We start from the raw sequence: 12,089 nt of genomic DNA on the forward strand, positions 1-12,089 counted from the left end.
CCCGCCCATCACGCCGGGACCCTGCCCGGCCCACGAGAACACAGCACATGACGAAGCGAACGCCCGTGATCGGGCTCCTCGGCGCCGCGCTCCTGGCGGCGCTGCTCGCCGTTCCCGCCACCGGCCCCGCGTCGGCGGCCGACGGCGCACTCGCGTGGGGCGTGCAGCCCTCGACGCCCGACGGCCCCGACGGGCGCACGTCCTTCGAGTACGAGGTCGCGCCCGGCAGCGTGATCGAGGACTGGGTGGCCGTCACCAACCGCGGCAGCGCCCCCGTGACCGTGCGGGTCTACGGCGCCGACGCGACCGCCGACTACGCCTCGGGCGCCTTCACGCTCGTCGGCGCCGACATCGCCTCCACCGACCTGGGCGCGTGGACGTCGGTCGACGGCGCTCCCGCCGCGTGTGACGACACGAACGACGCCGCGGAGGCCGCGTGCGCCATCGCGGTGGGCACCTCGATCACCCTCGAGCCGGGCACGCGCGCCGACCTGCCCTTCACCATCACCGTGCCGCACGACGCGGCCCCGGGCGACCACGCCGCCGGTATCGTCGCCGGCTACGTGACCGAGGGCGCGGGGGAGGGGCAGACCGTGCGGCGCGAGGACCGCGTGGGGGCGCGCATCTACCTGCGCGTGGACGGCCCGCTCTCGCCGGGCATGGGCATCACCGGCGCGACCGGTGGCTTCGACGCCTCGTGGGTGCCGTTCGCCCCCGGCACCGCGTACGCGGGGTTCGACGTCGTGAACGTGGGGAACACCCGCGTCGACGTGATCCCGGAGGCGCGGCTGACCGGCCCGTTCGGGATCGACCTGGGCACGGTCGTGCTCGACGAGATCGAGAACCTCGTGCCCGGCGCCACCACGCACGTGACCGCCGAGCTGCCCGGGGTGCCGCCGCTGCTGCTGCTCACCGCCGAGCTCACGCTCACGGCGGCGCCGGCCGGCGGCAGCGCGGCCGACGATCCCCTGCCCGCCGCGGTGAGCGCGTCGCTGACCGCGTGGGCGGTGCCATGGACCGGGCTCGCCGTGATCCTCGTCGTCGCCGCGCTCGTGGCGCTGACGATCTGGCGGCGGCGTCGCATCCGCGCCCGGCTGGCGGCCGAGCTCGCCGAGTACACCGACCAGCTCCTCGCCGGGCAGGCGGCCCCGCAACCCGAACCCGCCGGCGCGGGCTTCGTACCCCGCAGCGACACGGCAGGACGAGCATGAGCGACCAGCGCACGACCCCCACGTGGAGAGCAGACCGAGACATGAAGACCATCACTGCCCGCACCCGCACGCTGGGCCTCGCGGCGATGCTGCTCGCCGGCCTGGCGTGGTTCGCCGGCCCGCCGTCCGCGCACGCCCAGGTCGAGGACACGAGCGACGGCGACCTCACCGTGTCGGTGCCGGACGTGCCGCCCAGCAGCCCGCCCGCATCGCCGCCGCCGAGCAACCCGCCGGCGTCCCCGCCGCCGACGGGGGGTGACGCCCCGAACGGCACACCGGCGGGCGGCGGCGCACCCGCGGGCGGAGGCGCGCGCGGCGGTTCGGGCGGCGGCGCGGCCGCACCGGCGCCCGAGGCCGACGGCGAGCCGGCGGCCTCGTGCACGCCGGCCGAGCCCGAGGTGCCCACGAAGCCGGCCACGAGCGGCGAGGAGGCGACGGTCGACAAGGGCGTGTACCACGCCGGCGAGAACGTCACCGCGACCGCGGCGGGCTTCGGCGCCGGCGAGCAGGTGCAGCTGGTGATCTTCAGCGAGCCGGTGCTGATCGGCTCGTTCACGGCGGATGACACCGGCACGGTGCGGGCGGTGTTCCCCGTCTCCGACAAGACGCTTCCCGGTGCGCACACCCTGCAGTTCACGGGCTGGTGCGAGGGGACGGCCCTGGCGGATGTCATCATCGCCTCCGACAAGGCATCCGCCGGGGACGACGCACCCACGATCCCCGTGTGGGCGTGGTGGGCCGGCGGCGGCATCGGCGCCGCCGGGCTGCTGTGGGGCGGCTGGTACGTCGTCGGCCTGATGCGCGGGCCCGGCCTCGGGGCGGTCGCCTCGTGACCGTCGACACCACCGGGCCCCGCGCCGACCAGGCCGAAGCCGACGCCCGGCACGCACCGCCCGCGCGGCACGACCCGCAGCCCGGCGAGACGAGCGCGTGGCCCGGCGCCGACGCCGTCACCGCCGTGCTCCCGAAGCGCCGTGCCCGGCGCACGCCGCGCCGGGCGGGAGGAGCGGCCGGTGCGCCGCCGCGGCGTCGCGCCCCGAAGGGCCGGTCGCTGCTGCCCCAGCCCGCCGCGCGCCCGCCGGCACCCCGCGATGCGCGGTGGTGGTCGGGAGCCGCGCTGCTCGTGATCGCCGCGCTGCTGTTCGGGTTCGTCGTGCACGCGACGCTCATCTCGGCGTTCCAGCACCATCGCTCGCAGGAGATCGCCTACGACGCGCTGCGCGATTCGCTCGCCAAGGCCGAGACCCCGGTAGGGCAGCTCGATCTGAACGAGGATCTCGTCGTCCCCGGCACCCCCGTCGCGCACCTGGAATCGCCGGCGATCGGGCTGTCGGAGGTCGTCGTCGAGGGCACCGACGCGCAGCGCCTGCGCGCCGGCATCGGCCACCGGCGCGACAGCGTCATGCCGGGGCAGGTGGGCACGTCGGTGATCCTCGGCCGGCAGACCACCTACGGCGGACCGTTCTCGCAGCTGCACCGCCTCGAGCCGGGCGACGAGATCACCATCACCACCGGTCAGGGCACGCACACGTACCGCGTCTTCGGCCTGCGCCGGGCCGGCGATCCACTGCCCGCGCCCCTGCGCGCGGGCGAGGGTCGGCTGGAGCTGCAGACCGCCGACGGCCTGCCGCTGTTCCCCTCGGGCGTGCTGTACGTCGACGCCGAGCTCGTGACCGAGACACAGGAGACCCCGGCGCGCGTGCTCGCGTTCAAGGCGCTGCCGCCGGCGGAGCACGAGATGGGGCAGGACCAGGGCGCGTGGTTCATCGCGTTCTTCTACCTCGTCTTCTTCGTCGCCGCCGGCATCGGCACCTGGTGGCTGTGGACCACGTGGGGCCGCTGGCACGCATGGGCGGTCGGCGTGCCGGTGCTCGTGTTCCTGGGCCTCGCCACCGCCGACCAGGTGATGAACGCCCTCCCCAACCTGACCTGATCCCTCCACCCGAAGGACATCCGATACCCATGACCTCCCGACACGACCCGCTGGCCGACGACCTCACCGAGGTCCTGCCCGCGGCCACCCGCAGCGCCCGCCGCGCGGAGGCGAGCACGGCACCCGCTCTCGAGCCCGAGGCCGCGCCCGCTCTCGAGCCCGAGGCCGAGATCGTCGCGCCGCCCGCCCCGCGCGTCGACGAGCCGGCGCCCGCGGTCGCCGCGCCGGCGACCGACGACATGACGTACGTCCTGCCGAGTGCCACATCCGCCGCGGACCTCGACGCGCCGCCGCGCCCGTTCGGCGTCGCCGACGCGCCGCTGTCGACGCTCGAGGCGCGCGACATCAGCGCGTGGTTCGGCACCCACAAGGTGCTCGAGCGCGTCTCGCTCACCATGCCCGCCGGCCAGGTGACGGCGCTCATCGGCCCCTCGGGCTGCGGCAAGTCCACGTTCCTGCGCATCCTCAACCGCATGCACGAGCTCGTGCCGTCGGCCGCGCTCGCGGGCGAGGTGCGGCTGGACGGCGAGGACATCTACGACCGCCAGAAGAAGCTGCAGGACGCCCGTAAGCACATCGGCATGGTCTTCCAGAAGCCGAACCCGTTCCCCGCGATGTCGATCTACGACAACGTGATCGCGGGCCTGAAACTCACCGGCATCCGGGCCTCGCGCGACGAGAGGGACGAGCTCGTGGAGCGGTCGCTCACGGCCGCGGGCCTGTGGAAGGAGGTCAAGGACCGCCTGCGCCAGCCCGGCGGCGGTCTTTCGGGCGGTCAGCAGCAGCGCCTGTGCATCGCGCGCTCGCTCGCGGTGAAGCCGAAGGTGCTGCTGATGGACGAGCCGTGCTCCGCCCTCGACCCCACCTCGACCCGCGTGATCGAGGAGACGATGGTCGAGCTGCAGAAGGAGGTCACGATCGTCATCGTGACCCACAACATGCAGCAGGCACAGCGCGTCAGCCAGCAGTGCGCGTTCTTCCTCGCCGCCCAGGGCACGCCGGGCCACATCGTCGAGCACGGCGACACCGAGGCGATGTTCAGCGAGCCCCAGGACGAGCGCACCTACGACTACGTCAACGGGCGGTTCGGATAGTCGTGTCGCTGGACGCCGCGGGGGAGCGGATCGGCGGGCGATACGCGCTCGGCGACCTGCTCGGGGTGGGCGGAACCGGCTCGGTGTTCGCGGCCGCCGATCCCACCGGGGCCGAGGTGGCGGTCAAGCTGTTGCACCCGCACCTGTGCGCCGACGACGCGGCGCGGGAGGCGTTCCTGCGCGAGGCCCGCCTGGCGATGCGGCTGGATCATCCGAACATCGTGCGGGTGCACGACGCGGGCCTGCACGATGCCGGGGGTGTCACCATGCCCTGGATCGCGCTCGAGCTGCTCACCGGGCCGACGCTGCGCGAGCACGTCGACGCCGTCGGGCCGCTGGGCGCGGCCGACGCGGTCGCGGTCGTCGACGGGCTGCTCGCCGGCCTCGGCGCCGCGCACCAGGCCGGTCTCGTGCATCGCGACATCTCGCCGCAGAACGTCATCCTGCACGGTGCCCGCGACCGCGCGCCGGGCGCGGGGCTGAGCGCGGGCATGGTGCGGATCCTCGACTTCGGGCTCGCCGACGTGACCGGGCGTGCCACGGTCGGCTCCGACGTGCTCCTGGCGGGGGCGGAGGACGGCGGGCACGTGGTCGGCAACGCCCACTTCATGTCGCCCGAGCAGGCGCAGGGGCTGCCCGTGCGCTCGGTCAGCGACCTGTACCAGGCGGGCGCGGTGCTCGTCTACGCCCTCACCGGTCGCCCGCCGTTCCCCCGCACGACCGTCGAGCAGGTGATGCGGGCGCACGTCTCGGCCCCTCCTCCCGTGCCCTCGGCCATCGCGCCCGCCGCGCGGCCGTTCGACCGGGTCGTCACGCGCGCGCTGAGCAAGACGCCGGCGCACCGGTTCCGCACGGCGGCGGAGTTCCGGGCCGCGCTCGCCGAGGCCGGCGCGGCCGCCGTGGCCGCGGCTTCCGTAGTCGAGACCCCGGACGCCCCGGCGGAGGGCACGGGCCCCACGTCGGTGCTGCGCCCCGACGGCGGCGGCGACCTGGACTACCTGCGCCCCGCGGACGACGACATCGCCGAGCCGGTGCGTGATGCGAGGGCGCGGGCCGGCGGCGCGGGCGTGCTGCTGGGCCTGGGGGCGGTCGCGATCCTCGCCGTCGCCGCGCTCGGCGCCACCTTCCTCGCCGGCTCGCCGGGCGCCGAGGCCGAGGGGCCGCGCCCCCAGCCCACGACCGCGCCGAGCACGCCGCAGACGCCGCCACCCGGATCCGCCTCGCCGACGCCGTCGTCGTCGCCGTCGCCCACCCCCGAGCCCTCGACGTCCGCCCCGCCCGCGCCCGCCCAGGTCGAGATCCCCACCCTGTTCGGCACCCTCGCCGATGCGGAGGCGGCGCTCGCCCAGGCCGGGCTCCGCCTGGGCGCGGTCAACAGGGTCGAGGCCGCCGAGGCCGCCGACCGGGTCCTCGGCCAGCGCCCCGAGCCGGGTTCGCGGGCGGAGCCCGGCACGGCGGTGGACGTGACGGTCGCGAGCGGGCGCAACACCGTGCCCGATGTGCGGGGGATGAGCGTGCCCGCCGCCATCGCGGTGCTGCTCTCGGCGGGCTTCGAGGCCGTGGCCGACCAGCAGCCGGCGTCTGCCGCCGCCACGGTCGCCGGCAGCGAGCCGGCCGCGGGCGCGGTGCTGAGGGTGGGTGTCACGGTGAGCCTCCGCGTCGAGGCGCAGCCGACGCCCGGGCCGACGCAGACGCCCGTGCCGCAGGACCCCGGGGAGGCGGCCGGATGACCCGCGCATCGAGCATGCTGCGCGTCGCGGTCTCGCGCGTGCTCACGGTGCTCGCCATCGTGTTCATCGCGGCCGTCGCCGTGGCGCTGCTCAACCTCGTGCGCCAGTCGCCGCCCGCCGCGTCGAGCGCCGAGTACGTGCCCCCGCCGGCGGGAACGCTGCCGGACGTCACGGTGACCGGACCCGACGGCACCGTGCCCTCCGGCGACGCGCCGGTCTCGGGTTCGGCGGCCGACGCCGGCCCCGCCGCGCGCATCGACGCCGCCTGGCTCGCGCAGACGTCTGCCGCCACCGGCATCCCGGCCCGCGCGCTGGCCGCCTACGCGTCGGCGCACCTCACGGTCGAGGCCGAGGACCCTTCGTGCGGCATCGGGTGGAACACGCTCGCCGGGATCGGGGCGATCGAGTCGGATCACGGGCGCCACGGCGGGTCGTCCGTGGGTGCGGACGGCTGGGTGACCCCGCGGATCCTGGGCGTGCCGCTGAACGGCGACGGCGTGATGGCGATCCACGACACCGACGGCGGCGCGTGGGACGGCGACACCGTGTGGGACCGCGCCGTGGGGCCGATGCAGTTCATCCCCGAGACGTGGTCGTACTGGGGTGCCGACGGCAACGGCGATGGCGTGGCCGATCCGAATCACATCGACGACGCCGCGCTCGGCGCCGCCCGGTACCTGTGCGCGTCGGGCCCGATGACCACCACGGAGGGCTGGCGCGCGGCCGTGTTCTCGTACAACCACCTCGAGGTGTACGTGGACGACGTCGCCGCCATGGCCAACGAGTACGCCGCGCGCGCCGCGCGCGCGGGCTGAGCAGAGAGGGGGAGCGGATGCTCCGTGACATCACCGCGCGGATCGACGACGACCCGGCGACGGACTCACGCTCACGCGCGAAGGATGAGCTGGTGCGTCACCGCAACCGCGCGTACAGCCGGTCTCGCGCCTCGGGCCAGGTGCTCTCGGCGCCCGGGTTGTCGCGCATGTCGCGCAGTCGCTCGTCGAGAAGCTCGCGCACCTCGTCCGTGAGCTCCGGGTCGCGGTACGAGGCGGATTCCCACAGCGCGTCGGCGAGCTCGAGCTGCTCCTCGCGCGGCAGCCGAAGCGCCTGCTCCAGAAGCGACTTCTCCATCATGCCGCCGATTGTAGACCTCGCCGCCGACACCGGCCCGGGGTGGCCGGATGCGCGATCCGCCGTCGGGTGCGCAGAGCCAACGAGTACGCCGCGCGCGCCGAGCGCGCGGGCTGAGCAGAGAGGGGGAGCGGATGCTCCGTGACATCACCGCCCGGATCGACGACGATCCGGCGACGGACGACCCGGTTGATCCGATGGACGATCCGGCGAGCGTGGAGGAGGACTCCGGTGGGCTGCGGCTGGTCGTGCTCGATCCGGCCCAGGACGGGCCGCTGCACGCCGGCCGGGCGTCGGTGCGGCGCGCGGCGCTCGCGATGACGCCCGTCGACGGGGTCACGCCGGTGCCCGACGAGCCGGGCGCCGCGCGGTTCCTGTGGACCCTCGTCTCGCCCGACGACCTCACCCTCGCGATCAGCGCGCGCAGCTTCGCGTCGGCCGCGCGCGCCAGAAGCCACGCGCGCGGCGTGATCGACGGGTCGCGCCCGTGGCGGCTGTGCCCGGTGCGGAACGAGGCGACCGGGCATCGATCCATGTGGATCGCGGTGGGCGGCACGGTCGAGATCCTCGCCGGGCAGGCGTGGGCCGAGCGCTCGGCCGAGCGCAACGGGCAGACCTGGCTGCGCCGCATGGGCCTGGGCCGCGACGAGGCGACCGGCCGCGTCGCGCGCGACCGCGACCGGATCGTGCTGCCCTGAGGCGGGGGTTGCGGTGGTCGCTTCATCTTCGCGGCTTCGCCGCTTCGTTCAGCAACCGGTGGGTGTGACTCCTCGGTTGCTGAACGGAGTGAGCGGAGCGAACGGAGATGAAGCGACCTCAGCAAGTCGACGTTGGCGCGGTTGCGGTGGTCGCTTCATCTTCGCGGCTTCGCCGCTTCGTTCAGCAACCGGTGGGTGGGACCCCTCGGGATGACCTCTCGGTTGCTGAACGTAGTGAGCGGAGCGAACGGAGATGAAGCGACCTCAGCAAGCTGACGTTGCGATCCGGCCCGTCCGTTCGGCTAAGGGGTGGCGCCGGGGTTGCGGGCGGTGGGGGCGGAGATGGCGGGGCGCGACCGGAATGTCGCGGGGTGGGCGGCCCCGACTTTCGGCGGGGCCGGGCCGTTGCGCCGGTGCGGGGCGCTGGTTTGATACTCCCGGGGAAGGGGAACTCCCCGAGACGCCCGCTGCCCCCGGTCGATGCGAACCCGACGCGAGACCGGGGCGGCGGGCAGTCCGACGGGGCGGATCGCGCCCGGATCAGCGAGGAGACGGCGGCTGTGGACGAATCGGCGGGGGAGGCCGCTCGCGCGCGCCTCGTGCTGTTCCGCGCCGGCGACCCGCACTACGCCCCGCGCGTCGCGCGGCGGCGGCGCGTGATGTCCATGGCGCCCGTCGATCCCACCGAGGCCGAGACGGCCGAGCGCGCCCGCCGATCCCTCTCGCTGCCCGCCGGCGTGCACTGGGAGTACCTGCAGGCCGACGACATCCCGCTGATGCTGCGATCCCGCGACCTGCGCGACGCCGACGACGCGCGCTGGGACGCCGAGCGGGTGTTCGAGGACGCCCTGCGGCTGCGGGTGGTGTTCGTGCAGGATCGCCTGACGCGGCAGGTGTCGTGGTGGCTCGCGTCGGGCCGTGAGGTGCTGCTCGTCGCGCCCACGGCGTGGGCCGTGACCAACCGGGCGGGCGCCGCGGCCCACGCGCGCCGCGCGCTGCGAGCCCTGCGCGCGCAGCCGCCGTGGGGCGAGTACGCGTTCTAAGACGCGTTCAGCCCGCGCGACATCGCCCACGCCGCCAGCTGCGCGCGGTTGGACGCGCCGGTCTTGTCGAGCATGTTCGTCAGGTGCCACTTGACGGTCGACTCGCCCATGTTCAGCCGCGCCGCGATCTGCTTGTTCGACAGGCCCTCGGGCAGCAGCACGATGATCTCCAGCTCGCGCTCGGTGAGCTGCTCGGTGAAGTTCTGCTCGGCGGTGCCCGGCGTGGTGGTCTGCGGCGTGCGGGTGCCGCGCGCGTACCCGGCCATCAGGCGCTTGCGCACGGCGGGGGAGTGCAGCGCGCCGGCGTTCACGGCGGCGCGGATCGCGTCGGGGATCGATCCGGGGTTCTTCTTCAGCAGGAAGCCGACCGCGCCGCGCTCGAGCGCGCCGTAGACGTACTCGTCGAGGTGGAAGCTCGTGTACGCGATGACCGCGATGCGCTCGCCGGGCGGCACGCCCACGCCGCTGAGCGCCTCGATGGCGTCGAACCCGCCGCCGCCGGGCATGCGCAGGTCCATGAGCACGACGTCGGGCCGCAGCTCGCGCGCGAGGCTGACGGCGTCGACGCCGTTGGAGGCCTCGCCGATCATCTCGATGTCGGGCGTGGCGTCGAGCAGCGTGCGCACGCTCTTGCGCACGGCCCCGGAGTCGTCGACGACGAGCACTTCGATCACGCGAGCATCTCCTCTCTGTGCACGGGTTCGACCTCGTGGTCGGCAGGCCTCGGCTCGGGCTCGTCGGCCGGGCGCGGTTCCCCGGTCGTCGCCGAACTCGCGCGGCGGTGGGGCGGGTGGGGGAGAAGGGCGTTCACGCTCCAGCCGCCGTTGCGGCGCGGGCCGGTGCGCAGCGATCCGCCCGCGGCCACGAGCCGGTCGCGCATGCCGTCGAGGCCATAGCCCAGGCTCACGGGCGTCGACGCGTGCGCGGTCGCGGATCCGGCGGCCGACGCGTCGTTCTCGATCCGGATGAGCAGGGCGTCGCCGTCGTCCTCCACCGTGACGGCGGCATCGGCGCCGGGCGAGTGCTTGCGGGCGTTGCTGAGCGCCTCCTGCACCACGCGGTACGCGGTGTGGCTGCGCATGGGGCCGAGGCGATGGTCGATCTCCTCGAGCGACGGATCGACGTGCAGCGACACCGCCACGCCCGTGATCGCCCGGTGCTCGGCCACGAGCTCCTCGATCTCCACGACCACGCGCTGGCCGGGCCGGTGCCCGGTGACCTGCTCGGCGGTGGTGCGGTCCTCCTGGCGCAGCGAGTTGAGCATGCGCTCGAACGACGCGAACAGCGCCTGCCCCTCGGCGCCCATCTGCGCGATGAGCGTGCGCAGCGCCGGGTCGGATGTGCCGGCGGCCGCCTTGGCCGCCTCGGCGAGCGCGAGCAGCGCGGTGAGATGGGCGGATGAGGTGTCGTGGATCTCGCCCGCCAGGCTGCGGCGCTCGGCCATGACGGCCTCGGCCGTGCGCGCCGTCTCGCCCACGGCGGCGCGGTGCGCGAGGTCGGCGATCCGCTCGGCCCGGTCGCGCAGCGACCCGTACCAGCCGCCGGCGATGCGGGCAGGCCGATGGTCGCGGTCGCCTCGAACGCGCTCCAGACGAGGATCGGCCAGGCGTGCCATGGGGGGACGTACCACCGGGCGCGGGCGCGTCGGGCGGCCGCGCGGGCGGCCGCGCGGGCGGCGGTGGCGCTGGCGCTGGCGATCGGCGCGACGGCGGGCGTGGTCGCGTGGGGCGCGGCGGTGCCGGATCGGGGGCCGACCGTCACACCGCAGCCGGTGGCGGCGGGGGATGGTGCCGCGGCGGGGATGGTGCCGCGGCGGAGACGGAGGCCGGGGCGGGGCAGGGTGAGGCGCTGCCCGCGGCGGTGGCGCCAGCCGCGCCGGGTTCCGCGCCGGAGTCCGCGCCCGTTTCGGATCCGGCTCCTGCCGATCCGGATCCGGTGCTCGCCGATCCGGATCCGTCGCTCGCCGAGACGGGACCCCTGGAGATCCGGATCGACGCGGCGGGGCATCAGGCCGAGATCGATCAGTGGCTGTGGGTGCGCATGGACTTCTCGGCGGTGGACGCGCCGGTCGTCGGCGCGCACAACTACTGCGGGGGCGGCGTGGTGCTGGATCTGCGGACGGGCGACGCGGTGACGCTGAGCGGCTTCGAGCTGGACGGCGAGTACGTGGTCACGGGCGACCGCGCCGTGCCCACGGGCGAGAACGCGGCGGTCGCGACGGAGGGGCTGGTGGCCGACGTCATCCTGCAGACGTGCTTCTGGGGCGACGACACCACGCGCCTCGTCACGCTCGCGCGCGTCGTGGCGTAGGGGGTTGCTGTCGGCGGTGGTTGCGGCGCGGTGGATCGGTTGCTGCGCGGGCGGCCGGATCGGTTGCTGAACGCAGGCGCGAAGCGCCGAAGATGAAGCGACCAGCGCAACTCTCCCCGGTTGCTGCGCGGCGTGCCCGATCGGTTGCTGCACGGAGCGCCCGATCCGCTTGCGCCCGTGGCGCCCACCCGATCGGTTGCTGCACGGAGCGCCGAAGGCGCGGAGATGAAGCGACCACCGCAACTCTCTGTGCCGGGCCGATCGGGGGTGCCGGTTCGTCCACACCCGTCGTTTCCACCGGGTTATCCACAGAACGGGCGTTTCGGGTCCTGGCCGGGCCTTCCGCGGGTTCGGGTGTCGGTGGTGGGTGGGACGATGCGGGTATGACGTTCCTCAGCGATTTCCAGGACCGGGCGGGCGCAGTCGCGTCGCTGCCGCCGGTGGATGTCGCTGTCGTGGCGGCTCTTCCGGATGAGGATGTGCTGGCGCTGTTGACCGTGGCGACGGGCCTGGCGAAGACGGCCGAACGCGTCCGCGCGGTCGCGGCCGGGGTGGTCTCGGCACGGTCGTCGCGGGCGGCGGGGCACAAGGGTCTCGCGCAGGGTCGGGGGCATCGCAACGCGGTCGCGCTCGTGCAGGAGCTGTCCGGAAGCACCCGCGGCGGCGCCGCCCGGCAGGTGCGGGTGGGGCAGTCGCTGGTGGAGTCCGCGCTGGGCGGGAACGGCGCGGGCGCCGAACCGGGTGCGGCACCGGAGGGCCTGGACCCCGCCGCTGCGGCCGAGCAGAGCGTCCCGCCGGCGGTGCCGTGGCATGACCCGGTGGATCAGGCGCTGCTGAGCGGGGTGGTGACGGCGGCGCAGATGGACGCGATTCTCCGCGGCCTCGGCCACCCACCCACCGGCTCCTCGTCGCAGGATTCGTCGCCGGCCAGCGCGGATG

General features: G+C 75.0%; 12 protein-coding genes and 1 pseudogene. 10 read left to right on the plus strand and 3 right to left on the minus strand.

From position 1 onward, the window contains the following. Positions 1 to 47: 47 nt before the first annotated feature. The 6 genes from ACYVJ0_RS13005 (at position 48) to ACYVJ0_RS13030 (ending at position 6,783) form a co-directional block, all read left to right on the plus strand. Positions 48 to 1,211: a hypothetical protein gene (locus ACYVJ0_RS13005; RefSeq protein ID WP_460818257.1), complete on the plus strand. Its 1,164-nt coding sequence runs from the start codon at positions 48 to 50 to the stop codon at positions 1,209 to 1,211. A gap of 41 nt (positions 1,212 to 1,252) precedes the next feature. Continuing rightward, positions 1,253 to 2,044 carry a hypothetical protein gene (locus ACYVJ0_RS13010; protein WP_449854025.1) on the plus strand — a complete coding sequence of 264 codons (792 nt, stop codon included), beginning with the start codon at positions 1,253 to 1,255 and terminating at the stop codon, positions 2,042 to 2,044. Beyond that, a complete protein-coding gene (locus tag ACYVJ0_RS13015; RefSeq protein WP_449854024.1) occupies positions 2,041 to 3,144 on the plus strand; it encodes a sortase in 1,104 nt (367 codons plus the stop codon). The genes ACYVJ0_RS13010 and ACYVJ0_RS13015 overlap by 4 nt, the downstream gene beginning before the upstream one ends. 320 nt (positions 3,145 to 3,464) lie before the next feature. Beyond that, positions 3,465 to 4,238, plus strand: a complete 774-nt coding sequence (gene pstB, locus ACYVJ0_RS13020; RefSeq protein ID WP_449854064.1) for a phosphate ABC transporter ATP-binding protein PstB — start codon at positions 3,465 to 3,467, stop codon at positions 4,236 to 4,238. Positions 4,239 to 4,240: 2 nt separating this feature from the next. After that, positions 4,241 to 5,968 (plus strand): serine/threonine protein kinase, encoded by a 1,728-nt coding sequence (locus ACYVJ0_RS13025; RefSeq protein ID WP_449854023.1) that lies wholly within the window; start codon positions 4,241 to 4,243, stop codon positions 5,966 to 5,968. Next, on the plus strand, positions 5,965 to 6,783 hold the full coding sequence (locus tag ACYVJ0_RS13030; RefSeq protein ID WP_460818260.1) for a lytic transglycosylase domain-containing protein: 819 nt from the start codon (positions 5,965 to 5,967) through the stop codon (positions 6,781 to 6,783). Before ACYVJ0_RS13025 ends, ACYVJ0_RS13030 begins: the two co-directional genes overlap by 4 nt. Before the next feature lie 97 nt (positions 6,784 to 6,880). Here ACYVJ0_RS13030 and ACYVJ0_RS13035 read toward each other — a convergent pair whose 3' ends face one another. Continuing rightward, positions 6,881 to 7,102 (minus strand): addiction module protein, encoded by a 222-nt coding sequence (locus ACYVJ0_RS13035; RefSeq protein WP_460818262.1) that lies wholly within the window; start codon positions 7,100 to 7,102, stop codon positions 6,881 to 6,883. Positions 7,103 to 7,233: 131 nt separating this feature from the next. On the opposite strand from ACYVJ0_RS13035, the gene ACYVJ0_RS13040 reads away from it, so the two are divergent. Then, positions 7,234 to 7,797 (plus strand): hypothetical protein, encoded by a 564-nt coding sequence (locus ACYVJ0_RS13040; RefSeq protein ID WP_460818264.1) that lies wholly within the window; start codon positions 7,234 to 7,236, stop codon positions 7,795 to 7,797. Between the two features lie 560 nt (positions 7,798 to 8,357). After that, positions 8,358 to 8,840, plus strand: a complete 483-nt coding sequence (locus ACYVJ0_RS13045; RefSeq protein ID WP_460818265.1) for a hypothetical protein — start codon at positions 8,358 to 8,360, stop codon at positions 8,838 to 8,840. Here the strand turns inward: ACYVJ0_RS13045 and ACYVJ0_RS13050 are convergent. Then, positions 8,837 to 9,514 carry a response regulator gene (locus ACYVJ0_RS13050; protein WP_460818266.1) on the minus strand — a complete coding sequence of 226 codons (678 nt, stop codon included), beginning with the start codon at positions 9,512 to 9,514 and terminating at the stop codon, positions 8,837 to 8,839. The two genes, ACYVJ0_RS13045 and ACYVJ0_RS13050, sit on opposite strands and share 4 nt — an antisense overlap. Next, complete coding sequence (locus ACYVJ0_RS13055) at positions 9,511 to 10,455, minus strand: sensor histidine kinase (protein WP_460818268.1); 945 nt, start codon at positions 10,453 to 10,455, stop codon at positions 9,511 to 9,513. Before ACYVJ0_RS13055 ends, ACYVJ0_RS13050 begins: the two co-directional genes overlap by 4 nt. Before the next feature lie 320 nt (positions 10,456 to 10,775). On the opposite strand from ACYVJ0_RS13055, the gene ACYVJ0_RS13060 reads away from it, so the two are divergent. Together ACYVJ0_RS13060 and ACYVJ0_RS13065 are read left to right on the plus strand one after the other, a co-directional pair. Beyond that, positions 10,776 to 11,150, plus strand: a complete 375-nt coding sequence (locus tag ACYVJ0_RS13060; protein ID WP_460818269.1) for a hypothetical protein — start codon at positions 10,776 to 10,778, stop codon at positions 11,148 to 11,150. Positions 11,151 to 11,533: 383 nt separating this feature from the next. Continuing rightward, positions 11,534 to 12,089: pseudogene (locus ACYVJ0_RS13065) on the plus strand (HNH endonuclease signature motif containing protein); the annotation flags it as partial.

This window comes from Microbacterium petrolearium (genome assembly GCF_054782875.1).

What these genes read in the sequence shown, in the direction of transcription:
- ACYVJ0_RS13040 (WP_460818264.1), top strand. Translation starts at nt 7,234, where the DNA reads ATGCTCCGTGACATCACCGCCCGGATCGACGACGATCCGGCGACGGAC.
- ACYVJ0_RS13005 (WP_460818257.1), top strand. Translation starts at nt 48, where the DNA reads ATGACGAAGCGAACGCCCGTGATCGGGCTCCTCGGCGCCGCGCTCCTG.
- ACYVJ0_RS13035 (WP_460818262.1), bottom strand. Translation starts at nt 7,102, where the DNA reads ATGATGGAGAAGTCGCTTCTGGAGCAGGCGCTTCGGCTGCCGCGCGAG.
- ACYVJ0_RS13055 (WP_460818268.1), bottom strand. Translation starts at nt 10,455, where the DNA reads ATGGCACGCCTGGCCGATCCTCGTCTGGAGCGCGTTCGAGGCGACCGC.
- ACYVJ0_RS13030 (WP_460818260.1), top strand. Translation starts at nt 5,965, where the DNA reads ATGACCCGCGCATCGAGCATGCTGCGCGTCGCGGTCTCGCGCGTGCTC.
- ACYVJ0_RS13010 (WP_449854025.1), top strand. Translation starts at nt 1,253, where the DNA reads ATGAAGACCATCACTGCCCGCACCCGCACGCTGGGCCTCGCGGCGATG.